General features: G+C 68.1%; 16 protein-coding genes and 1 other RNA gene. 6 read left to right on the top strand and 11 right to left on the bottom strand.

Translation table 11 applies throughout. From position 1 onward, the window contains the following. Position 1 precedes the first annotated feature (1 nt). Genes mraY through mraZ form a run of 7 tightly spaced genes read right to left on the bottom strand, consistent with a single transcriptional unit; the run spans position 2 to position 7,503 of the window. Positions 2-1,087: a phospho-N-acetylmuramoyl-pentapeptide-transferase gene (gene mraY, locus AC5P7I_RS09630; RefSeq protein ID WP_004154219.1), complete on the bottom strand. Its 1,086-nt coding sequence runs from the start codon at positions 1,085-1,087 to the stop codon at positions 2-4. Further along, positions 1,077-2,471 carry a UDP-N-acetylmuramoyl-tripeptide--D-alanyl-D-alanine ligase gene (locus AC5P7I_RS09625; RefSeq protein WP_262087888.1) on the bottom strand — a complete coding sequence of 465 codons (1,395 nt, stop codon included), beginning with the start codon at positions 2,469-2,471 and terminating at the stop codon, positions 1,077-1,079. Before AC5P7I_RS09625 ends, mraY begins: the two co-directional genes overlap by 11 nt. After that, positions 2,468-3,976, bottom strand: coding sequence for a UDP-N-acetylmuramoyl-L-alanyl-D-glutamate--2,6-diaminopimelate ligase (locus AC5P7I_RS09620; RefSeq protein ID WP_262087889.1), 1,509 nt, complete (start codon positions 3,974-3,976; stop codon positions 2,468-2,470). The genes AC5P7I_RS09625 and AC5P7I_RS09620 overlap by 4 nt, the downstream gene beginning before the upstream one ends. Next, positions 3,973-5,817, bottom strand: coding sequence for a peptidoglycan D,D-transpeptidase FtsI family protein (locus AC5P7I_RS09615; protein ID WP_262087890.1), 1,845 nt, complete (start codon positions 5,815-5,817; stop codon positions 3,973-3,975). The genes AC5P7I_RS09620 and AC5P7I_RS09615 overlap by 4 nt, the downstream gene beginning before the upstream one ends. Then, positions 5,814-6,077 (bottom strand): cell division protein FtsL, encoded by a 264-nt coding sequence (gene ftsL, locus AC5P7I_RS09610; RefSeq protein WP_005415286.1) that lies wholly within the window; start codon positions 6,075-6,077, stop codon positions 5,814-5,816. Before ftsL ends, AC5P7I_RS09615 begins: the two co-directional genes overlap by 4 nt. Continuing rightward, the gene (gene rsmH, locus AC5P7I_RS09605) at positions 6,074-7,042 is read right to left on the bottom strand and encodes a 16S rRNA (cytosine(1402)-N(4))-methyltransferase RsmH (RefSeq protein ID WP_014645936.1); all 969 of its coding nucleotides are present in this window, start codon (positions 7,040-7,042) and stop codon (positions 6,074-6,076) included. Before rsmH ends, ftsL begins: the two co-directional genes overlap by 4 nt. Positions 7,043-7,056: 14 nt before the next feature. Then, the gene (gene mraZ, locus AC5P7I_RS09600; RefSeq protein ID WP_004143635.1) at positions 7,057-7,503 is read right to left on the bottom strand and encodes a division/cell wall cluster transcriptional repressor MraZ; all 447 of its coding nucleotides are present in this window, start codon (positions 7,501-7,503) and stop codon (positions 7,057-7,059) included. A gap of 324 nt (positions 7,504-7,827) precedes the next feature. Here mraZ and AC5P7I_RS09595 point away from each other — a divergent pair, with 324 nt between their 5' ends. Beyond that, a complete protein-coding gene (locus tag AC5P7I_RS09595; RefSeq protein ID WP_014645935.1) occupies positions 7,828-8,616 on the top strand; it encodes an NRDE family protein in 789 nt (262 codons plus the stop codon). A 359-nt stretch (positions 8,617-8,975) separates the two neighbouring features. Then, the gene (locus tag AC5P7I_RS09590) at positions 8,976-9,455 is read left to right on the top strand and encodes a DM13 domain-containing protein (RefSeq protein WP_049405822.1); all 480 of its coding nucleotides are present in this window, start codon (positions 8,976-8,978) and stop codon (positions 9,453-9,455) included. Positions 9,456-9,543: 88 nt separating this feature from the next. Here the strand turns inward: AC5P7I_RS09590 and rnpB are convergent. Both rnpB and rsmI read right to left on the bottom strand, forming a co-directional pair. Then, an RNA gene (rnpB, locus tag AC5P7I_RS09585) (RNase P RNA component class A) lies at positions 9,544-9,895 on the bottom strand. Positions 9,896-10,021: 126 nt separating this feature from the next. After that, positions 10,022-10,840 (bottom strand): 16S rRNA (cytidine(1402)-2'-O)-methyltransferase, encoded by an 819-nt coding sequence (gene rsmI, locus AC5P7I_RS09580; protein ID WP_014645933.1) that lies wholly within the window; start codon positions 10,838-10,840, stop codon positions 10,022-10,024. Positions 10,841-10,921: 81 nt separating this feature from the next. On the opposite strand from rsmI, the gene AC5P7I_RS09575 reads away from it, so the two are divergent. The 4 genes from AC5P7I_RS09575 (at position 10,922) to AC5P7I_RS09560 (ending at position 15,174) form a co-directional block, all read left to right on the top strand. Further along, on the top strand, positions 10,922-12,643 hold the full coding sequence (locus AC5P7I_RS09575) for a penicillin-binding protein activator (RefSeq protein ID WP_169411178.1): 1,722 nt from the start codon (positions 10,922-10,924) through the stop codon (positions 12,641-12,643). Continuing rightward, complete coding sequence (locus AC5P7I_RS09570; protein ID WP_041864068.1) at positions 12,633-13,001, top strand: YraN family protein; 369 nt, start codon at positions 12,633-12,635, stop codon at positions 12,999-13,001. The genes AC5P7I_RS09575 and AC5P7I_RS09570 overlap by 11 nt, the downstream gene beginning before the upstream one ends. Positions 13,002-13,111: 110 nt before the next feature. Continuing rightward, positions 13,112-13,792 carry a metal-dependent hydrolase gene (locus tag AC5P7I_RS09565; RefSeq protein WP_197621217.1) on the top strand — a complete coding sequence of 227 codons (681 nt, stop codon included), beginning with the start codon at positions 13,112-13,114 and terminating at the stop codon, positions 13,790-13,792. After that, entirely contained in the window at positions 13,789-15,174 is a 1,386-nt protein-coding gene (locus tag AC5P7I_RS09560; protein ID WP_197621218.1) for an FAD-binding oxidoreductase, read from the top strand. Before AC5P7I_RS09565 ends, AC5P7I_RS09560 begins: the two co-directional genes overlap by 4 nt. Positions 15,175-15,614: 440 nt before the next feature. On the opposite strand, the gene AC5P7I_RS09555 is transcribed toward AC5P7I_RS09560, so the two are convergent. Both AC5P7I_RS09555 and AC5P7I_RS09550 read right to left on the bottom strand, forming a co-directional pair. Continuing rightward, positions 15,615-17,636 carry an acyltransferase family protein gene (locus AC5P7I_RS09555; protein ID WP_425604945.1) on the bottom strand — a complete coding sequence of 674 codons (2,022 nt, stop codon included), beginning with the start codon at positions 17,634-17,636 and terminating at the stop codon, positions 15,615-15,617. Between the two features lie 194 nt (positions 17,637-17,830). After that, positions 17,831-21,055, bottom strand: a complete 3,225-nt coding sequence (locus AC5P7I_RS09550) for an autotransporter family protein (RefSeq protein ID WP_262088330.1) — start codon at positions 21,053-21,055, stop codon at positions 17,831-17,833. Positions 21,056-21,095: the final 40 nt, after the last annotated feature.

The raw sequence follows: 21,095 nt of genomic DNA, 5'->3' as shown, positions 1-21,095 counted from the left end.
CTCAGCGCACCTTCAACGTGGCCAGGCCGATCAGCACGAGCACGACGGAGATGATCCAGAAACGCACGATCACGCGCGGCTCCGGCCAGCCCTTCAGTTCGAAATGGTGGTGGATCGGCGCCATGCGGAACACGCGCTTGCCGGTCAGCTTGAACGAGGCGACCTGGATCATCACTGACAGCGTTTCGATGACGAACACGCCGCCCATGATCACCAGCACCAGCTCCTGGCGGGTGATCACCGCGATCGTGCCCAGCACCGCACCCAGTGCCAGTGCGCCGATGTCGCCCATGAAGACCATGGCCGGGTAGGTGTTGAACCAGAGGAAGCCCAGGCCCGCGCCGGCGATGGCCGCACAGATGATGACCAGCTCGCCGGCGCCCGGGATCTGCGGGATCTGCAGGTAGTTGGCGAACACCACGTTGCCCGAGGCATAGGCGAACACGCCCAGCGCGCAGGCCACCAGCACGGTGGGCATGATCGCCAGGCCGTCCAGGCCGTCGGTCAGGTTCACCGCGTTGGAGAAACCGACGATCCAGAAGTAGGCGATGGCCACGAAGCCGATGCCGGCCAGCGGCAGCGCGACCGACTTGAACATCGGGATGTAGAACGTCAGCGCCGCCGGCACGTCGGCCGTGTAGAACAGGAACAGGCCCGCGGCCAGGCCGAAGATCGACTGCAGCAGGTACTTCCAGCGCGACTTCAGGCCGTTCGGGTCACGGCGGACGATCTTGATCCAGTCGTCATACCAGCCGATGGCGCCGAAGCACAGCATCACCGCCAGCACCAGCCACACGTAGCGGTTGCGCAGGTCGGCCCACATCAGCACCGACAGGGTGATGGTGAGCAGGATCAGCGAACCGCCCATGGTCGGCGTGCCGGCCTTGGAGAAATGGGTCTGCGGACCGTCCTTGCGGATCGGCTGGCCGCCCTTGAACTGGGCAAGCTTGCGGATCATCGCCGGGCCCAGCCACAGCGACAGGAACAGGGCCGTCAGCGCGGCAAGGATGGCGCGGAACGTCTGGTAGTTGAACAGCCCGAACAGGCTCTCCAACTGCTGCAACCATCGAGCCAGTTCATACAACATGCGGGGATTCCTCTCCTTGCGCCAGCAGCGCTTTGACAATCGTGTCCATGGCGCTGCCACGGGAACCCTTGACCAGGCAGCGCACGCCGGCGTGCAGCTCGTCCTTCAGCGCCTGCGACAGCGCGTCGTGGGTGGCGAAATGGCGGCCGCCTTCGCCGAAGGCGGAGGCGGCAGCGGCGCTGAGCGGGCCCAGTGCATACAGGCGCTTCAGGCCGGCAGCACGTGCGCGGATGCCGGCCTGCGCATGCAGCGCTTCCGCGTCCGGGCCCAGCTCGCGCATGTCGCCCAGCACCAGCCAGCCCTCTTCCGGCGCCGCGGCCAGGGCATCGATGGCCGCGGCCAGCGACCCGGGGTTGGCGTTGTAGCTGTCATCCACCAGCACCGCGCCATTGCGCAGCTGATGGGCGATCTGGCGACCCGGCACCGGCTGCGCTTCGGCCAGGCCGGCGGCAATCAGCGCCAGATCGACACCGGCGGCCAGCGCCAGGCTGGCGGCGGCCAGCGCATTGCTGACGTTGTGGCGACCCGGCAGGCCCAGCACCACGCGGGCTTCGCCGGCCGGTGCGACCAGAGTGAACTGGCTGCCCTGCGCACCGGCGCGGATATCGCGCGCGGTCACGTCCGCCGAGTGTTCCAGGCCATAGCGCAGCACGCGGCAACGCGCCGGGGTGCTGATGAAATGCTGTTCGAACCAGCGGCCATAGGCATCGTCGGCGTTGATCACCGCCACGCCATCGGCCGGCAGCGCGGCGTAGATCGCGCCCTTGGTCACCGCCACGCCGAGCAGGCTGCCCATACGTTCCAGGTGCGCCGGGGCGATGTTGTTGACCAGCGCATAACGCGGGCGGGCGATCTCGGTCAGGTAGGCGATGTCGCCCGGCTTGCCGGCGCCCATCTCGTAGACGGCGTAGTCGGTATCTTCCGGCGCATCGATCACCGCCAGCGGCAGGCCGATCTCGTTGTTGCGGTTGCCCGGGTTGGCGTAGACCACCTTGTGCGCGTGCTGGGCCACCTGCTGCAGGATCGACAGCAGCAGGCTCTTCACGCTGGTCTTGCCATTGCTGCCGGTGATCGCGAACACCTCGGTGCCACGGTCACGCTGCATGCCGGTGGCGATCTTCGCCAGCGCCAGTTCGCTGTCGGCCACCAGCACCTGCGGCAGTTCGACCGGCAGCAGGCGCTCGACCAGCAGCGCACTGGCACCGCGCGCCTGCGCGTCGGCCGCGAAGTCATGGCCGTCGAACCGCTCGCCGCGCAGCGCCACATACAGACTGCCCGGACCGAGATTGCGGGTGTCATTGCTGACCGCATCGATGGCCACGTCGTCGCCGTGGATCTCGCCACCGGCCCAGTGTGCGATCAGCGAAAGCAGGGTGCGCTTCATGCGGCACCCTCCCCGGCCTGCGCGCTGAGCACACCGGCCTTGGCCGCCAGTGCGGCGGCGGCCACTTCGGTGTCGTCGAAGTTATGGCGCACGCCATTCACTTCCTGGTACGGCTCGTGGCCCTTGCCTGCGATCAGGATGATGTCGCCGGCACCGGCACGCTTCACCGCGAGGCCGATCGCACGCGCGCGGCTGCGCTGCACGGTCACGGCATCGGCGTTCTGGAAGCCGGCCAGGATGTCGGCCACGATCACGTCGCCATCCTCGCCACGCGGGTTGTCGTCGGTGACGATGACCTGGTTGGCCAGGCGCTCGGCAATCGCCGCCATCTGCGGGCGCTTGCCGGTGTCGCGCTCGCCGCCGCAGCCGAACACGCAGAACAGCGTGCCCTGCAGGTGCCCGTGGAGGCTGTCCAGCGCCTGTTCCAGCGCATCCGGGGTGTGCGCGTAGTCGACCACCACCGTCGGCAGGCCGTCTTCACCGCCCAGGCGGTTCATGCGGCCGCGGATCGGCTGCAGCGCCGACAGCACTTCGGCGATACGCGGCAGCGGCTGGCCCTGCGCGTGCAGGGTACCGGCCACGGCCAGCAGGTTGTCCACGTTGAAGCGGCCCAGCAGCGGCGTCTGCACCGCCGCGCGCTGGCCGTCGATGACCAGCTCGAAGGCGATGCCACGACCGTCCAGCTGCAGTGCCTCGGCGCGCACGCTGGCGTCGGTGGCACCACGCGAGCTCAGCCCGATCGCCTGCACGCCGGCCGGCAGGCCCGCGAACAGCTGCCGGCCGAAGGCATCGTCCAGATTGATCACCGCGGCCTTCAGGCCCGGGCGATGGAACAGCCGCGCCTTGGCCGCGCCGTAGCTGGCCATGTCACCGTGGTAGTCCAGATGGTCGCGGGTGAGGTTGGTGAACACCGCCACGTCGTAGTGCACGGCGTCCACGCGGCCCTGGTCCAGCGCATGCGAGCTGACTTCCATCGCCACCGCGCGCGCACCGGCGTCGCGCAGCTGCGCCAGAAGCGCATGCATCTGCAGCACCAGCGGCGTGGTGAAGCCGGTCGGCTCGACCGCACCATAAAGTCCGGCACCCAGCGTGCCGATACTGCCACTGGGCGTTCCGAGCAGATGCCAGGCCTGGGCCAGCAGCTGCACGGTGGAGGTCTTGCCGTTGGTGCCGGTCACGCCGACCATCGCCATCGCCCGCGATGGCGCGCCATGGAACTGGTCGGCCATCGCGCCCATGCGCGCGCGCAGGCCCGGCACGGCGATCGCATCGGCCGGGGCCGGCAGATCGGCCGGTGCCGGCGGTTCGAACAGGATGGCACTGGCACCGGCAGCGCGCGCCTGCTCGACAAAGCCCAGGCCATGCGCGCCGAAACCGGCGATGGCGACGAAGGCATTGCCGGGGCGCACGGCACGGCTGTCCAGCACCAGGCCGGTCAGAACGGGATCATGACCCGCCAGGGCCACGTCCGGAAGCAACTGCGAAAGCAACATCGAAGGACTCATTGCGTGCCTCCCGTAGCGGGCGGCATCTGGGCTTGCGCGCTCGGCAGCGCAGCGTCGAATTCAGCGGCGGCATCGACCGGCAGCGCGGTCTCGGCCGGCGGCGCAGGCAGGATCGAGGCCGAATGGCCGACCTTGCCCGACTGCTGTGCGGCCAGCCACGACTGCAGGTCGTCCAGCGGCACGTCCATCAGGCGCAGGGTGCCTTCCATCACGTTGTGGTAGACCGGCGCCGACACCAGGCCGCCGTAGAACTTGCCGGCCTGCGGGTCGTTGATGACGATGACGGTGGCGAAACGCGGGTTGGTGGCCGGCACCACGCCGGCGAACAGCGCGTTGTAATGGCCGCGCTCATAACCGCCCGGGCCGGCCTTGCGCGCGGTGCCGGTCTTGCCGGCCACGCGGTAACCCAGCACCGCCGCCTGCTTGGCGCCGCCCTGGGTGACCACCGTTTCCATCATCGCCACCACCTGCCGGGCGACGTTCTCGTCGATGATCTGCTGGCCTTCATTGCGCTGGCCCTTGACGAAGGTCGGCGCGATCAGGCGCCCGCCGTTGGCCAGCGCCGAGTACGCGGTGGCAATCTGCAGCGGCGTGACCGACAGGCCATAGCCATAGGACATGGTGGTCTTGGTGGTACCCGACCAGCGTGCCGGACGCATCACCACGCCGGCCGATTCGCCCGGGAAACCGCTGTGCGGCGCCGAGCCATAGCCGAAGCGGCGCACGCCGTCGTAGAAGGTCTGGTCCGGCATCTTCGCCGCAACCTTGGCCGCACCCACGTTCGAACTGCGGGTGATCACGCCGGTCACGTTGAGCACACCGTTGTTGCGCGGCACGTCGCGGATGGTGAAGCGGCCCAGGGTCATGTAGCCCGGGTTGGTGTCGATGATGGTGTCCTTGGTCACCGCACCGGCCTGCAGCGCGGTGGCGATGGTCAGCGGCTTCATCGTCGAACCCGGCTCGACCAGGTCGGTCACCGCGCGGTTGCGGCGCGTATCGGGGATCGCACCGGTCAGCGAGTTCGGGTTGTAGGTCGGCAGGTTGACCATGGCCAGGATCTCGCCGGTGGTCACGTCCATGATCACCATCGAACCACCGGCCGCCTTGTTGGCCACCAGCGCGTTGCGCAGTTCCTTGAAGGCCAGGTACTGGATGCGGCGGTCGATGCTGAGGGTCAGGTCCTTGCCCGGCTCGGCGGCGCGCAGCAGATCGCTTTCGACGGTCTCGCCCTTGCGGTTGCGGATCACCCGCTTGGCACCGGCCTTGCCGCGCAGCCATTCGTCGAACGCCAGTTCCAGGCCTTCCTGGCCGCGGTCGTCGATGTTGGTGAAGCCCAGCACGTGCGCCATCGCTTCGCCCTGTGGGTAGAAGCGGCGGAACTCGCGCTGCGCGGCCACGCCCGGAATCTTCAGCGCGACCACCTTCTCTGCCTCGTCCGGATTGATCCGGCGGCGCAGGTACATGAATTCCTTGTCCGACTTCTGCGACAGGCGGCTGCTCAACTCATCCACCGACATGCCGACCGCCTGGGCCAGCTCCGGGATGCGCTCGGGCGAACGCAGCAGGTCCTGCGGGTTGACCCAGATCGAGGCGACCGGGGTGGACACCGCCAGCGGCTCGCCGTTGCGGTCGGTGATCATGCCGCGCGAGGTCTTGATCGGTAGCTCGCGCAGGTAGCGGGCCTCGCCCTGGCGCTGGTAGAAATCGCTGTTGATGATCTGCACGTAGGCCGCGCGACCCACCAGCGACACCGAGCACAGGCCAAGCGCCAGCGCGACCCAGCGCAGGCGCTGGCGCAGGTTGAAGGCGTTGCGCGGGCGGTTGCGGCCGGTCTTGCTCATGGGCGCACCACCACGATGTCAGCGGCCTCGGGGAACTTCATGCCCAGCTTCTCGCGGGCAATGCGGTCCACGCGGTTGGCTTCGGCCAGGGTGGCCTGTTCCAGCTGCAGGCGGCCGAACTCAAGGTTGATGTCATCGCGCTTGCGCTCGGCACGCGACAGCTCGATGAAGGTCTGCCGGTGGCGGTGGCGCACGAACACCACGCCGATCGCCGAGGCGACGGTGCAGGCCAGCAGGATGATCAGCAGCAGCCGGCTCATGCATCGCCCCCCCGCTTCTGTGCCACGCGCAGCACGGCGCTGCGGGCACGCGGGTTGGCGGCCAGCTCTTCGTCCGTGGCCTTGATGGCGCCGCCGATCAGGTCCAGCGTCGGCACGAACGCAACCGCCTCGGGCAGCCGGCGGTTGGCCGGCGGCGCCTTGGCCAGGCGGTTCATGTACTGCTTGACGATGCGGTCTTCCAGCGAGTGGAAGCTGATCACCGCCAGGCGGCCACCGGGCTTGAGCCGTTCCACCGCCGCATCGAGCCCGGCTTCCAGATCGGCCAGCTCGCGGTTGATGTGGATGCGGATGGCCTGGAAGCTGCGCGTGGCCGGGTGAATCTTGTCCTTCCCACGCGGCATCACCGAGGCGATCAGCTCGGCCAGTTCGGCGGTGCGGGAGAACGGCTGCTTCTCGCGGCGGGCCACGATGGCGCGGGCGATGCGCCGGCTCTGGCGCTCTTCGCCGTAGGTCCACAGCACATCAGCGATCTCGCGCTCTTCGACGCGGTTGATCCACTGCGCGGCGCTTTCACCGCTGTCCGGATCCATGCGCATGTCCAGCGGGCCGTCCTTGCCGAAGCTGAAGCCACGTTCGGCCACGTCCAGCTGCGGCGACGACACGCCGAGGTCGAACAGCACGCCGTCCAGGCCTTCGGCCGTCGCGTCCCACTGCAGCAGCTGGGCGAAGCTGCCCCGGAAAATGGACACGCGCGGGTCCGGCGCGAAATCGCGCTCGGCAACGGCGATGGCTTCCGGATCCTTGTCCATGACCAGCAGGCGCCCCTCGGGACCGAGCTGGGTGAGCACGCCACGTGCATGACCGCCACGACCGAACGTGCCATCCAGATAACGTCCGTTTTCGATCACCCTCAGGCCTTCAAGGACCTGGGTGTACAGGACCGGCAGGTGCACCGCCGGCGACTGCGACACCGGAAGGTGACCGGCCTGCGCTTCTGGGCGCATCCGGGCACCCCGGCTCACAACTTCAGGTCGAGCAACCCATCACCCAGATCCTCGTCAGACAACGTCTGCTGGATCAGGGCCCGATGCGCCTGCTCGCTCCACAATTCGAACTTGTCGCCCATACCGAGCAATACCGCCTTCTTCTCAATGCCCACCGCACCGCGGTGGCTGGCGGGGATGCTGATGCGACCGTTGCCGTCCAGTTCCAGATGGGCGGCCGAGCCGACCAGCTTCTGCTGCAACAGGCGCACGACGCGCTGGGTGTTGGGCTTGGACATCACATCGTCGCGGACCCGCTCCCATTCCGACTCTGCATACAGCCACAGGCAGCCGGCTTCGAACGGGTTGTAGGTCAGCACGAGACGGTTGTTGCTGGCGCGCGCGACGAGGTCGCGGTAAGCGGTGGGAACCGCCATGCGCCCTTTGTCGTCAACTGTGATGGCCGTCTCGCCCTGGAACACGACGCCTGCACCTTGTCCTTCGCCCGGTGAAACATTGAACCACGAAAACCCACAAAACACCCGGATTTCCCTCTGATGCCCACCTTAGCAGCGGGCCGAGGGTTGTCAACAACTTTTCAGCGGGGAAATCGCCAGCCGCATCAATGGCTTGCAACAACCTTTAGAGAATTGTTCAAGGCTTATCCACAAGTTGCTGATCCGTCTCAATTTTTGAGATTGAACGGAAGTTCAGGGGCGTGGAGAGGGCGTGAAACATCGGCCGCGCATTCATCCGGAACGGGCCGGAAACGGCGCCGGACTGCGCAAACCGTGCACAATGAGGCCATGTGCCTGCTCGCTCTTGGCTGGATGCACCACCCGCGCTGGCGGCTGGTGATGACCGGCAACCGTGATGAGTTCCACGCCCGCCCGACGGCGGCGCTGGCCCCCTGGCAGGATGAGACGTCCGTCATCGGCGGGCGCGACCTGCGCTCCGGCGGTGGCTGGGCCGGGGTTGGCGCCTCGGGCCGGATGGCGGTGGTCACCAACGTCCGCGACCCGCTGGCGGCCCAGACCGGCCCGTCGCGGGGCGCGCTGGTGGCCGACTTCCTGCGCGGCCGCGACCCGGCCGCTGTGCATATCGACCGATTGGCGACCGTGGCTGGCGCCTATGCCCCGTTCAATCTGTTGCTGGCCGATAGCGACAGCCTGGAGTACCTCGGCAACCATCCCGCCGAACGGCAGACCCTCGGCCCGGGCGTGCACGGCATGTCCAACGGCGCGCTGGACGCGCCCTGGCCGAAGACCCGGCGGCTGATGGCGGCCCTTGAAGCCTGGCTTCAGAATGACGGGGTCAGATCCCTTTCGCACAGCGAAAGGGATCTGACCCCGGACCTGACCCCACTCTGGAATGCTCTGGCCGACGAACACCGCCCTGCCGACAGCGACCTGCCCGACACCGGCATCGGCCTGGAACGCGAGCGCTGGCTGAGCCCGGCCTTCATCCGTGGCGATGACTACGGCACCCGCGCCAGCACCGTGCTGCTGATCGACGCCGACGGCCATGGCGAGATCCACGAACGCCGCTTCGGCCCGCAGGGCGCTCCCAGCGGCCAGAGCCACGTCATTTTCTGACCCGGTCATGACGGCCCTTGGCCGGATGCTCTTGGCGGGGGGGGGGTAGTGCCGGGCGCTGGCCGGCAACCTCTGGATCTTCGGATGCAGCATGAAGTTGCCGGCCAGCGGCCGGCACTACCCGCAGCGTGCTGTCGCGATCCACGCGACGGCAGTCGTCATCGCAGCGGGCCTGAAACGTCATTCAGCTTCCAGCCGCGACCGCGATCCGTCCGCGCCACAGCGGTTTCAGCATCACAGCCAGCCGACTGTGCCCTTTTCGCAATCGGCACTGTGTCTATAAATGTCGCCCCTGACCTCCCAGGGTGATCGCGCCCGGCACCTCGCCGCGCCATCGACCGCAACCCCAAGGAGGCCCCATGCGTCGCATTCTCATCCTGTTCGCCACCCACCTGCTTGCTCTCGGCCTGGGCTTCGGCCTGGGCATCTATCTGCTGCCGATCCTGATCGCCCCCGATGACCCGCCGGTCACGCAGGTGCAGGCCGCGATGAACGACGCCACCTATCGCACCACCTTCCGTCGCGACCTCAAAGGCAGCGACGCGGTGCACTGGGCCGAAGGCAAGGTCAGCGTCAGCGCCACCCAGGTTGCCTTCGACGGCAAGATGGGACCGGGCCCGGACTACAAGGTCTACCTGGTCCGCGATTTCGTCGACAACAAGGCCGACTTCCTGAAGATCAAGGCGCAGGCCCAGCGCATCGGCGAGGTGAAGACCTTCAACCGCTTCCTGGTGGATGTGCCCGCGAACGTGGACGTGGACGACTACACCACGGTGGTGGTGTGGTGCGAGCGCTTCTCGCAGTTCATTTCCGCCGGGCAGTACCGCACGCCGGGCTGAGGACAGCATGGGGTCGGATCCCTTTCCTCCGGAAAGGGATCCGACCCCGCAATCACGGTAGCTCCACGCCATGCGTGGAAGAAGAAGGAGGCGGAGCCGGCCGATAAGCCGGGTTCTGTCGTGGACAGTCATTCCTCTAGGCGTTACGTCACCGCAACGCTCAAGCAACCTACCCGGATCCAACGCGGGCCGCGCCAAAGGATCCCTATTTGGTCTTGCTCCAGGTGGGGTTTGCCGTGCCGGTCTGTTGCCAGACTCGCGGTGCGCTCTTACCGCACCATTTCACCCTTACCGGCCTTCCGAAGAAGACGTAGGCGGTATCTTTCTGTTGCACTTTCCGTCGGCTTGCGCCGCCCAGGCGTTACCTGGCACCTTGCCCTATGGAGCCCGGACTTTCCTCGGCACCCCCGAAGGGATGACGCGACTGTCTGGCCGGCTCCGCCAGCGCATATTCTAGCGTACGCAGGTCCTTCCTGCCGTGCTGATCGCGGCGTCCGGTTCATCCATCCACGCATGGCGTGGATCTACTGCAGTAGCGCCACGCCATGCGTGGCTGCAGCAATCCATCAACTACCGTACAACGCCTTGCGCGGCGCGCCGGTCAGTTCCGCGGCCAGTTTGGCGGCGGTCGACGGCGGCAGGTGCTCGCTCAGCTTCGCGTAGACGCGGCGGCCATGCGCCAGCTGCGCTTGTTCGTCATCACCCGCGCCCTGCACCATCACCACGAACTCGCCCTTGCGCTGGTTGTCGTCGGCCTCGACCTTGGCCAGCAGGCCCGCCAGGTCACCATCGAGCACGGTCTCGAACAGCTTGGTCAGCTCGCGGGCCAGCACCGCCGGGCGTTCGCCACCGAAGATCGCCGCCATGTCGGCCAGCGATTCGGCGATGCGGTGCGACGATTCGTAGAACACCATCGTGCGCACTTCGCCGGCCAGCGCCTGCAGGCGGTCGCGGCGGCCGCTGGCCTTGGCCGGCAGGAAGCCCTCGAAACTGAAACGGTCGCTGGGCAGGCCGGCCACGCTCAGCGCGGCGATGGCGGCACAGGCACCGGGTACCGGGCTGACCTTGATGCCCGCCGCGCGCGCGGCACGCACCAGGCGGAACCCGGGGTCACTGACCAGCGGGGTACCGGCATCGCTGACCAGCGCCAGCGACTCGCCGGCCTGCAGGCGCGAGACCAGGCGCTGCGCCAGGGCCTCTTCATTGTGTTCGTGCAGGGCCACCAGTGGTTGCTGGATGCCGAAATGGGACAGCAGCTGGCCGCTGCGGCGGGTGTCCTCGGCACAGATGGCCGCCACCGAACGCAGCACCTCCTGCGCGCGCGGGCTCAGATCGGCCAGGTTGCCGATCGGGGTGGCGACGACGTACAGGGTTGGGACACTCATTTCAGCGGTACTCACGGGGCAAGGGTAGAATCGTAGCGTGTACCCGGCCAAGGCCGCTGCCCTCATCGCATGGACCCGATCATGAACAAGCCCGCCGCACGGATCTCCGCCCTGTCGTTGTCGCTGATGCTGCTGGCCGGTTGTGCCACCACCAGCCTGACCAGCACCCCCGATTCGCCGGCCCAGGGCCAGGCGCTGGCGCTGATCGAACAGGGCAAGCCGCGCGACGCCGCACTGCAGCTGGAAGGCCTGGCCGCCACGCTGCGTGGCGGTGCCCGCAGCAACGCACTGGCCGATGCGGCCTGGGCCTGGCATCTGGCCGGTGACAGTGCCCGCGCGCGCAGCCTGCTGGGCCAGCTCACCGCCCGCCAGCTGTCCGGCGCCAGCCTGCAGCGCTACCAGCTGACCGGTGCCGAGCTGGCGCTGGCCGACAAGCAGCCGGCGCAGGCGCTGGCCCTGCTGAAGGATCATGCCGACAGCGTTGCGGTCGGCCTGCGCACCCGCTGGCTGCTGGCCCGCGCCCAGGCCCTGCAGGGCACCGGCGATGCCTTCGGTGCCGCCAACGAGCGCGCCCGTGCCCATGCCGGCCTGACCGGCAGCGCGCGCAGCGAGAACCAGGCCGCCATCGCCGGCCTGCTCGGCACCCTCGACGACGCCACCCTGCGCAGCCGTGCCGCCGCGCTGCCGGCCAACGACCCGCTGTACAACTTCGCCGGCCGTGCGCTGATCGCGCGCGGCCTGCCGCTGCCGCGCCCGTTCGACCGCGATGGCGCGGCCCAGTTCGACACCAGCAAGCGCCCGCCGGCGATGAGCGACGGTTACCGCCCGCCGGCCAAGCTGGCCGTGCTGCTGCCGCTCAGCGGCCGCCTGGCCACCGCCGCGCAGCCGGTGCGCGATGGCCTGTTGAGCGCCTACTACGGTGAAAGCCGCCGCCGCCCGGACATCAACTTCTTCGACACCGCCGGCACCCCGGCCGGTGCCCTCGCCGCCTATGACAAGGCGGTCGCCTCCGGTGCCGACTTCGTGGTCGGACCGCTGGGCCGCGACGAAGTGGACGCCGTGTACGGCCGCCAGCAGCTGCAGGTGCCGGTGCTGGCCCTGAACCGTGGCAAGGACGCACCGCCGGCCGGCAGCGCCGGTTTCTCGCTGGCACCGGAAGACGACGGCATCGTCGCCGCCGAATACCTGCGTGGCCGCGAACGCAACCGCGCACTGGTGATCAGCAGCAATGACGACACCGGCCGCCGTTCCGCCGCCGCCTTCGCGCAGCGCTTCGCACAGCGCGGTGGGCAGGTGGTGGCCACCTTCAACGTCAGCGATGCCGTTGGCGATGTCGGCGCGCAGGTGCGCAATGCCGGCCAGGTCGATGCGGTGTTCCTCGCCGTGCGTGCACCGCAGGCCCGCCTGCTGGCGCCGCAGCTGGCGCTGGCCGGTGCCGGTGGCGCCACCCGCGTCGGCACCTCGCAGCTGACCGTCGGCAGCGGCAAGGTGGAAGAAGACGTGGCCCTGGACGGCATCGTCTACCCGAATGAAGCCTGGAACGTGCGCAGCGTGTCCGGCCTGCCCTCGGCCAGCCAGGTGGCCAGCACCCTGCCGAGCGCACGCGGTGCGGCCGGCCGCCTGTTCGCCTTCGGCGCCGACGCCTGGAAGATCACCGCCTATCTGGACAAGCTGTCCAACGAAGGCGGCCTGGACGGTGCCACCGGCACCCTGTTCCTGGACAGCAACGGCAACATCCTGCGCCAGCCGGCATGGTCGACCTTCAATGGCGGCCGGCCGATGCCGATCGTCGGTGGTCGCTGAGCGCAGCCAACGTGGCTCGGCGGTGGAAGCCGCCGCCGAGCAGCATCTGCAACAGGCCGGACTGCAGCCGCGCGCGCGCAACGTGCGTTATCGCGGCGGTGAACTGGACCTGGTGATGGACGATGCCGGCATCGTGGTGTTCGTGGAGGTGCGCTATCGCGCGCGATCAGAGTACGGTGGCGGTGCCGCTTCAGTCGATGCGCGCAAATGCCGGCGCCTGGCGCATGCCGCGCAGCTGTACCTGCAGGACCACCCCGCGCTGGCCAATGCGCCCTGCCGCTTCGACGTGGTGGAAGCCAGTGGCGAACCGCCGCAGCTGCATTGGCTGCGTGACGCATTCCGGCTGGATGATTGCTGATGTGTACTGTCCGCCTTGGTAGAAGCCGACCTTGGTCGGCGCGTCTGTGCCAACCAAGGTTGGCCCCCGCCAGAGCGCAGCCTGGCCGGCACTACCATGGTGCGTGACTGATGCCTTCGATCATCACCCATGCCGCCGTGCCGCTGGCGCTGTGGTGCGCCGCTGATCGTGGCCGCATCCCGCCGCGCCTGCTGGTTGCAGGCGTGATCGCCGCGATGCTGCCCGATGCCGATGTACTGGCCTTTGCGCTGCACATTCCCTATGCGGATGCCTTCGGCCATCGCGGTGCCAGCCATTCGCTGCTGTTTGCCGGCGTGCTGGCGGCATTGGCGGCGGCGTTCGCATTCTTTGGTAGCGGCCGACCTTGGTCGGCACAGCACAGCCCCGGTAGTCGCCGACCTTGGTCGGCGCAGCACAGCTCCGGTAGTCGCCGACCTTGGTCGGCGGTTTCGTGCCAACCAAGGTTGGCACCTACCAAGGCAGGGCCAACGGTGGCATCGACCGGACAAGCCGCTGTATTCGTCTTCGTCTGTGCCGCCAGCCATCCGCTGCTGGATGCGATGACCACCGGCGGCCTCGGCGTCGCACTGGCCTGGCCGTGGAGCGAACACCGCTTCTTCGCGCCGTGGCGACCGATCCGCGTTTCACCCTTCGCCCCACAGTTCTTCAGCGCACGCGGCGTGGCTACCCTGCTCTCCGAACTGCGCTGGGTGTGGCTGCCGCTGGCCGGCGCCGTTGTCGCCTGGAAACTGATCCAACCCGCTCCTGCTGCCTCTCGAGATCCGTCATGAGTCCTGCCCTGCCTGCTGCCCTGGTCGCCGAACTGTCCACCCTGCTGGGCGCGGAGGGCTGGCGCATGGATGACAGCGCGCTGGAGGCCAACGCGCAGGACAATTCATGGCGCCGCCAGCGTCCGGCAGCCGTGGCGCTGCCCGCCGACGTCGAACAGGTTCAGGCACTGGTACATGCCTGTCGCGCGCATGGCGTGGCGCTGGTCGCGCGCGGCGCCGGCACCGGAACTACCGGTGCGGCCGTCCCGCAGCCGGGCAGCATCGTGCTGTCGTTCACCCGCATGGACCGCATCATCGAGATCCGCGCCGGTGATCGCTGCGCGGTCGTGCAGCCCGGCGTGCTCAATGGCACCCTGCAGCAGGCACTGGCCCCGCATGGCCTGTTCTGGGCGCCGGATCCTTCCAGCGCCGAGATCTGCAGCATCGGCGGCAACCTCGCTTGCAATGCCGGCGGCCCGCGCGCGGTGAAGTACGGCACCAGCCGCGACAACGTGCTGGGCCTGGTAGCGGTGACCGGCACCGGCGAGGTGATCCGCTGCGGTGGTGCCTACACCAAGGACGCCACCGGCTACGACCTCACCCATCTGCTGGTGGGCAGCGAAGGCACGCTGGCACTGATCGTGGAAGCCACGCTGAAGCTGACCCCGTTGCCGGTCAGCCAGGCCGGGCTGCGCGTGCTGTACCGCGATGCCGATGCTGCTGCGGCCGCCGTGTCGCGGTTGATGTCGCAGCCGGTGGTACCCACCCGCCTGGAATTCATGGACGCGCGCAGCCTGGAGCTGCTGCGGCTCAATGGTGCTGACGTGCCAGAGGCCGGTGCGATGCTGCTGGTCGAGGCCGATGGTGACCACGACACCCTGCCCTATCTGCTGCAGGCCCTGGCCAGCGCCGCCGAAGGCGACGGCATGATCGAGCTGGACGTGGCGATGGAAGGCCGTGCACGTGACCAGCTGTGGGCGGCGCGCAAGGCGCTGTCGCCTGCGCTGCGCAGTGTGGCGCCGGGCAAGATCAATGAAGACGTGGTGGTGCCGGTGTCGCGCATTCCGGAGCTGGTGGCCGGCGTGCAGGCGCTGGCACGTGACTACACGCTGACCATCGTCACCTTCGGCCATGCCGGCAACGGCAACCTGCACGTCAACATCCTCTACCACCCGGACGATGCCGACGAGAACACGCGCGCGCATGCCGCGCTGCCAAGGATCTTCGAGCTGACGCTGGCATTGGGCGGCACGTTGTCGGGCGAACACGGCATCGGCCTGGCCAAGCGCGATTTCATGGCGCAGGCCTTCACCCCGGAAACGCTGGCAACGATGCGCGCGATCAAGGCCGCGCTGGACCCGGACGGCATCCTCAACCCGGGCAAGGTGCTGCCGCCGGCATAGAGCGCACACTCCTGCGCGCTCCTGTAGAGCCGAGCCATGCTCGGCTGCTCTTCGACCAGATCGCGATGACGCCCGCGCTGTGTGCGCAAGCCGAGCGTGGGCTCGGCTCTACAACGACGTGTCGTTCACCTTCGCGCTCCTGTAGAGCCGAGCCATGCTCGGCTGCTCTTCGACCAGATCGCGATGACGCCCGCGCTGTGCGCGCAAGCCGAGCGTGGGCTCGGCTCTACAACGACGTGTCGTTCACCTTCGCGCTCCTGTAGAGCCGAGCCATGCTCGGCTGCTCTTCGACCAGATCGCGTGACGCCCGCGCTGTGCGCGCAAGCCGAGCGTGGGCTCGGCTCTACAACGACGTGTCGTTCACCTTCGCGCTCCTGTAGAGCCGAGCCATGCTCGGCTGCTCTTCGACCAGATCGCGCAAGCCGAGCGTGGGTTCGGCTCTACACCGTCTTGTCGGCTGCGATATCGATCAGGGTCTGCCGGAAACTGGGCAGCAGCACGCGGTTGCCATGCCCGCTCAGGTGATCATTGTCGAAGAACAATGGTTCGCCGTCTTCCACCGCCGAACAGGCCTGCGGCCCACACAGCAGCGGCAGCGGATCCCACACGGTGAGCGATGGATGGTGCGCTGCCAGCTCGGCCAGCAACGCCATCTGCGGCGCCCGCAGCCTCTCCAGATCCGCGCGCGACATACTCAGGCCTCCCACGCATGCCGGGTTGTGGCGGTTGAACCAGTCCGAACAGCGGTACGCACCGGCCTTGAACAGCGGCAGCGGTGCGTCGATCACCACGTGTACGCCCAACTTCTGCAAACGCCCCAGCACGCGATCGGCTTCGTCGCGTGCAGCCTGTGCATGCGCGGGCGTGCGCTCGGCCAGCAGCTGTTGATAGATCTGCTGTGCATCCTGCCGCTGCCAGTCGAACCCACGCAGTTCCGGCATGCGCAAGGCCGCCAGCAGCACGATGTCACCCGGGCGCGCCTCGCGTTCGATGGTCGACAGCGTGTCTTCAATGAAGTCCTGGCAGTCGGCCGGGCTGGCCCGCAGCAGGTTGACGAAGCTGCAGCCGCCGCGATCCTGCTGGCGCACCTCCATGCCGGTCTGCCGCGCGACCATGCTGGTCACGGTGCGATACGCCGCCGCATGCGAGTCGCCGGCCACGAACAGGCGCCGCCCTTCAAGCGCCGGCGCACTCACCGGTTCCAGCGGGCGCCACGCCGGGTAGCGACGCGCCTGCCATGCGTAGCCGTTGCGGGTGACGCTGAGCGAGACCTGCTCGTGGTACTCCACCGTGGCCCAGGCGCCGGCACCGCACAGCGCCACCAGCGGAAACGCCATCGCCAGCACCTTGGCCGGTGCCAGCCGCAGCAGCGGCGCCGCACTGCGCAGCGGGCGCTCGATGAAGTGGTAGGACGCGGCCGACACCGCCAGCAGCAGCACCGGATACAGCCACAGCGCGACGCCATGCAGGCCATACGTCCAGCGCAGCAGTACCAGCAGCGGCCAATGCCACAGGTACAGCGAATAGGACAGCCGACCCAGGTAGGCCAGCGGTGCGCAGCCCAGCGCACGGGCGATGCGCGATGTCCCCGCTGTCGACACGCCCGCCAACAGCAGCAGGGTACCGGCCACGGTCGCCAGCACGCCCGGCACCGGCATCGCCAACTGCGGGGCGATCAGCACACCCGCGGCCAGCAGCGCCAGGCCCGTCACGGCAGCCGCGCCGCTGCCCTGGCGTGGCGTACGTTCATGCATCCACTGGTAGAGCAGCGCACCTGCGGCCAGCTCCCAGAACCGCGCCGGCAGCAGATAGAACGCCGACGCCGGCGCCGATCGCGCCTGCCAGCCCGCCCACGCCAGCGACAGCATGGTGAGCGCCGGCAACAGCCAACGCGCCCCCGGCCAGCGCTCACGCCCGCGCAGCCACACGAAGAACAACAGCGGGAAGACCAGGTAGAACTGCTCTTCCACACCCAGCGTCCAGGTATGCAGGAACGGATTGAGTTCAGCGCCGGGCGAGAAGTAATCGTCCTGCTGGCCGGCCAGCACGATGTTGCTCAAGCCGACCAGCGCGGCCCAGCCGGTCTGGTCGAACTGCTCATTGCGCCACGCGCGGGGAATGAACAACGCCGACAGCACGAAGGTGGCCATCAGCATCACCAGCAGCGCCGGCAACAGGCGCAGCACGCGACGCCGATAGAAATCGAGCAGCATCGCACCCAGCGATGCTTGGGCGCGCGAGGCCAGCGACTGGCTGATCACGAAGCCGGATACCACGAAGAACAGGTCCACACCGGTGAAGCCGCCGGGCAGCCACGTCGCGTTGGTGTGGAAAAGGACGACGGCCAGCACCGCCAGTGCACGCAGGCCATCGATGGCGGCGTTGTGGGAACGTTCGGGAGAGGACACGCGGGCAACCGGCAGAAGACAGGGCGGCAGCATCGCCACCGTTTGCGCAGTCATTCAATGGACAATCGCGACAGACGTGGACAACGTTCAGGTCCAGTCCCGGATCGGCGCGGTTGTAGAGCCGAGCCATGCTCGGCTGCCCTTCGTCCAGATCGCAGTGAGCCGAGCATAGGCTCGGCTCCACAGCAGCAACTGGGGGTCAGAGCCCATTGCCTTGGCAATGGGATCCGACCCCGCCGCAGGCGCGCTTACCAGGCCATGCGCAGGCCCAGCTGGCCGCCTACGTTGCGGTAGCCATGATCGCCGCGCTGCACGCTCATGCCACCCCACGCACCCCAACGCTGGCCCAGCCTCAGCTCGGCACCGGCCTGCACTTCATAGCGGTTGCGCGGCACGTCCGCACCCAGCGTGTCGCCGTTGAACTGCAACGTACTGGTGCCGCTGCCACGCAGCCAGTTCACGCCCAGGTACGGCTGCACGGTGTTGCCGGCGGCCGTGCCATGGCCGAACACACGCACGCCCAGGCGCCCGCTAAGGCCACCGGCGTCGGCATGGTCGACCACCGTACCGTTGCTCTCCACGTGGCGATCGGCGCGGAAATCGACATGGCTCAGCTGCAGTTGTGGCTGCACATACAGTGCGCTGGCGGTGTCCTGCCACACATTGAATGTGTAGCCGGACTCCAGTGACGCAGTGGCCATGCGCGAGTCGTAGTGCTCCGGCGCCAGGCCGATGCCCTGCACGCGGTTATCGAAGCGGCCGTACTGCAGGGCTGCATCCACATACGCGCCCCGCGTGCCGTCCGCTTCCTGCATCCAGGTGCCGTACACACCCACGGCGCTGCCACGCACCCGGCCCTTGGCGCTGTAACCGGTCAGATCGGACACTACGCTGCTGTCGGCGCGGCCGCTGCCCAGCATCACACCGGCAACCGCGTTGCCACGCTGCAGCAGGTCAGTGCCGATCTGCAACATCGAGGTGTTGCCATCAATCGACAGCTGGCCGCCGACCGCGCTGAAATCCGCCTGCTGCCGACCCACGCGTGCCCAGGCCTGGCGCTCGCCGTCCATCGAACGTGCGCCATTGCGCTCGTGCATGCGGTGCGCGAACAGGTTGATCGCCGCCGACTGGTTGGCCAGGTAAGCCCCCGCTTCCGGGCGCAGCACCGGTGGCGGCAGGATCGGATCAGTCGGATCAGTCGGATCAGTCGGATCAGTCGGATCGGTTGGATCCGGATCCGGGCCCGGATCGACCACGCACCCCGGTGCGGCCGGGTTGTCCTGGCAGATATCGAACCACTGCGAACGCAGATACCAGTTGCCATCGGAAGGATCGGCCAGGCCGCCCTGGAACAGGAAGTACTCGTACGATCCGCCCACCGCGCGGCCGCTCAGCGTGTAACTCGCCAGCGATGCACCGTCGATCTCGATCAGCGCGATGCCATCCACTGTAGGTGCGCCTACGCCACCGGTGTTCTTCACCGCGATCAGCGCGTCGCCGGAGCTGTCGCCGCGCACGTGCAGGCGGTCCATCGCGCTGTCATCGCCGGCCAGCGTGCCCTGGAACAGGAACGTCGCCCCTGCGCTGTGCAGGTCGCCGTCCACGGTGAGCGTATTGAAACGGCCGCTGCCGTCGGACAAGGCCACGCCACTGTTGAGTACCTGCAACTCGCCCACCGTGGCATCACCGGTCAGCGTCCACTGGCTGCCGTTCTCGATCGCCATCGTCTGCACCAGATCCGACGAACCCTGCCAGAGCGAACCATCGGCCAGCCGTACATGCACGTCCGACTGTGGCGGCAGCCCAGCGTCCTCGTCCTCCGGGGTGATGGCGATGTCACCGTCCATCCGCGAGCGGCCCTCCAGCACCACATCGAAGCGCCCGGCCACTGCGGCATCCAGTGCCAAGGCGATGCCATTGCCGCCCGATACCACCGCACCGTTGGACAGGGTCAGGCCGGGGTCGCGGCTGCTGCGCACCCACACACCACCATGCTGGACGCTCACCAGCGAGCCGCCGTCGATGCGCATCCGCCCGTTGTCATTGATCACCGCCGCCCACGCGCCCTCGCCTTCGGTGCGCACATGGGTGTTGTTCAAAGCGATATGCCCAGCACCACCGGCAATGACACCGTGCGAGGATCGGCCAAGGGTCTGCAAGCGGCTGTCGACCAGCGTGACGGTCCCGCCGGTGCGTGCAATCGCCGCAGCAGACCCATCACCCTCGGTCAGCACCTGGGAATCGACCGCCTCGATCCCGGGCGGCCGCCCGGCGCCGCCCTGCGCATACAGACCATGGGCAGAACGCCCCCCTGTGCGCAGGTTGGTACTGAAAAGCTGCGCGCTGCCGCCTCGTGCATCAAGGCCGAGCCCACCGTCTCCCTGGGCCACCACTGAAGACTCACTCAGCACCAGCGTGGAATCGTTCGGCATCCAGATGGCAGTACCTGCAGACGTTGCAAGCGAGCTGCGTTCCACTGTCACGACGTTGCCTCGGCCATTGATATCCAATGCGACCAGCTCGCTGCGGACACTGCTGTCACGCAGGTTCACGCTGCCATTGTCCATCAGCCTCAGTCCCGTATTGCCGGACAGCTCGCTGCTCTGCACGTCCAGCGCACCACCTGACTGATCGACGGCACGACCATGGGCGCCCTGCACGCTGATGCGGCTGTCGGAAACGTTTACGCTGCCTCCCATCGCCAGACCGACGGCGGCGTCACCGCGCATGTCGATGTCCACACCCTTCATCACCAGGCGCGCGCCGCGATGCGCCGTTGCGGCCACACCCGAATGACCCACGCGTCCAATGCTCGCGTCCTGCAGGACGACCTCGGCCGTGCCGGTCGCCAGGACACCATTGCCCGCGTCACCCGCCATGTCGATGTGGACCCCATCCAGCGTTGCTGTGCCCGCATTCGCATACAGACCGTAAGTACCGTAGCGGTTCACCTGCAACTGAGCGCCCTGAACCTGCAGCGTGCCTCCCATCAACCGCAGCGCATCGCCGCCGGTGCTGCGGACCTGCACGTTTCTCAGCACGGCATCCGCGCCCTGCACCTGTACCCCGTGGGCGCCGTTGCCGCGTGTCTCGATCACTGCATCGGCGGCCTCCAGTCGGGCGCCTGCGGCAACTGACGCGCCTGCTGCAGAGATGCCAGTGGTGCTCACCGATGCGCCCTGCAACGAGATCAGGCTGCCGGTACCTTCGGCGTGCGCAGCGTGCGCTCCGCGTCCTTCGGTAGAGAGATTGACCGGCCCTGTCGGAAGAATGCGGCCGCCGTTGATTGCGTAGAAGGCATGTCCCGACGGGTCGCCCGGCAGCACCGGCTCAGTGGTGTGGTAATCGCCTTCGGCGGGCATCTGGTCGTCGCCGTCCGCCACGATCTGCTGGGCCGAGGCGGGAATGCTGGCAAGCAGTGCAATGGCTAGGGCAGCTGGCAGCGCATGGTGGCGTGGGGTGGGTGTATGCATGGGGTTGCTCCTGAAAGGAGGCGCCATGCTCGTCATCTCC

This window comes from Stenotrophomonas sp. YJH_SMC_138, assembly GCF_059369855.1.
Note: the sequence above shows the minus strand (reverse complement) of the source record. Positions and strands in the feature narration are given on the sequence as shown.

Excerpts from the sequence above, each read along its gene's own strand:
- ftsL (WP_005415286.1), bottom strand. The coding sequence starts at position 6,077 with ATGAGCCGGCTGCTGCTGATCATCCTGCTGGCCTGCACCGTCGCCTCG.
- rsmI (WP_014645933.1), bottom strand. The coding sequence starts at position 10,840 with ATGAGTGTCCCAACCCTGTACGTCGTCGCCACCCCGATCGGCAACCTG.
- mraY (WP_004154219.1), bottom strand. The coding sequence starts at position 1,087 with ATGTTGTATGAACTGGCTCGATGGTTGCAGCAGTTGGAGAGCCTGTTC.
- AC5P7I_RS09625 (WP_262087888.1), bottom strand. The coding sequence starts at position 2,471 with ATGAAGCGCACCCTGCTTTCGCTGATCGCACACTGGGCCGGTGGCGAG.
- rsmH (WP_014645936.1), bottom strand. The coding sequence starts at position 7,042 with ATGCGCCCAGAAGCGCAGGCCGGTCACCTTCCGGTGTCGCAGTCGCCG.
- AC5P7I_RS09595 (WP_014645935.1), top strand. The coding sequence starts at position 7,828 with ATGTGCCTGCTCGCTCTTGGCTGGATGCACCACCCGCGCTGGCGGCTG.
- AC5P7I_RS09555 (WP_425604945.1), bottom strand. The coding sequence starts at position 17,636 with ATGACTGCGCAAACGGTGGCGATGCTGCCGCCCTGTCTTCTGCCGGTT.
- AC5P7I_RS09620 (WP_262087889.1), bottom strand. The coding sequence starts at position 3,976 with ATGAGTCCTTCGATGTTGCTTTCGCAGTTGCTTCCGGACGTGGCCCTG.
- AC5P7I_RS09560 (WP_197621218.1), top strand. The coding sequence starts at position 13,789 with ATGAGTCCTGCCCTGCCTGCTGCCCTGGTCGCCGAACTGTCCACCCTG.
- AC5P7I_RS09615 (WP_262087890.1), bottom strand. The coding sequence starts at position 5,817 with ATGAGCAAGACCGGCCGCAACCGCCCGCGCAACGCCTTCAACCTGCGC.
- AC5P7I_RS09550 (WP_262088330.1), bottom strand. The coding sequence starts at position 21,055 with ATGCATACACCCACCCCACGCCACCATGCGCTGCCAGCTGCCCTAGCC.
- AC5P7I_RS09590 (WP_049405822.1), top strand. The coding sequence starts at position 8,976 with ATGCGTCGCATTCTCATCCTGTTCGCCACCCACCTGCTTGCTCTCGGC.
- AC5P7I_RS09575 (WP_169411178.1), top strand. The coding sequence starts at position 10,922 with ATGAACAAGCCCGCCGCACGGATCTCCGCCCTGTCGTTGTCGCTGATG.
- AC5P7I_RS09565 (WP_197621217.1), top strand. The coding sequence starts at position 13,112 with ATGCCTTCGATCATCACCCATGCCGCCGTGCCGCTGGCGCTGTGGTGC.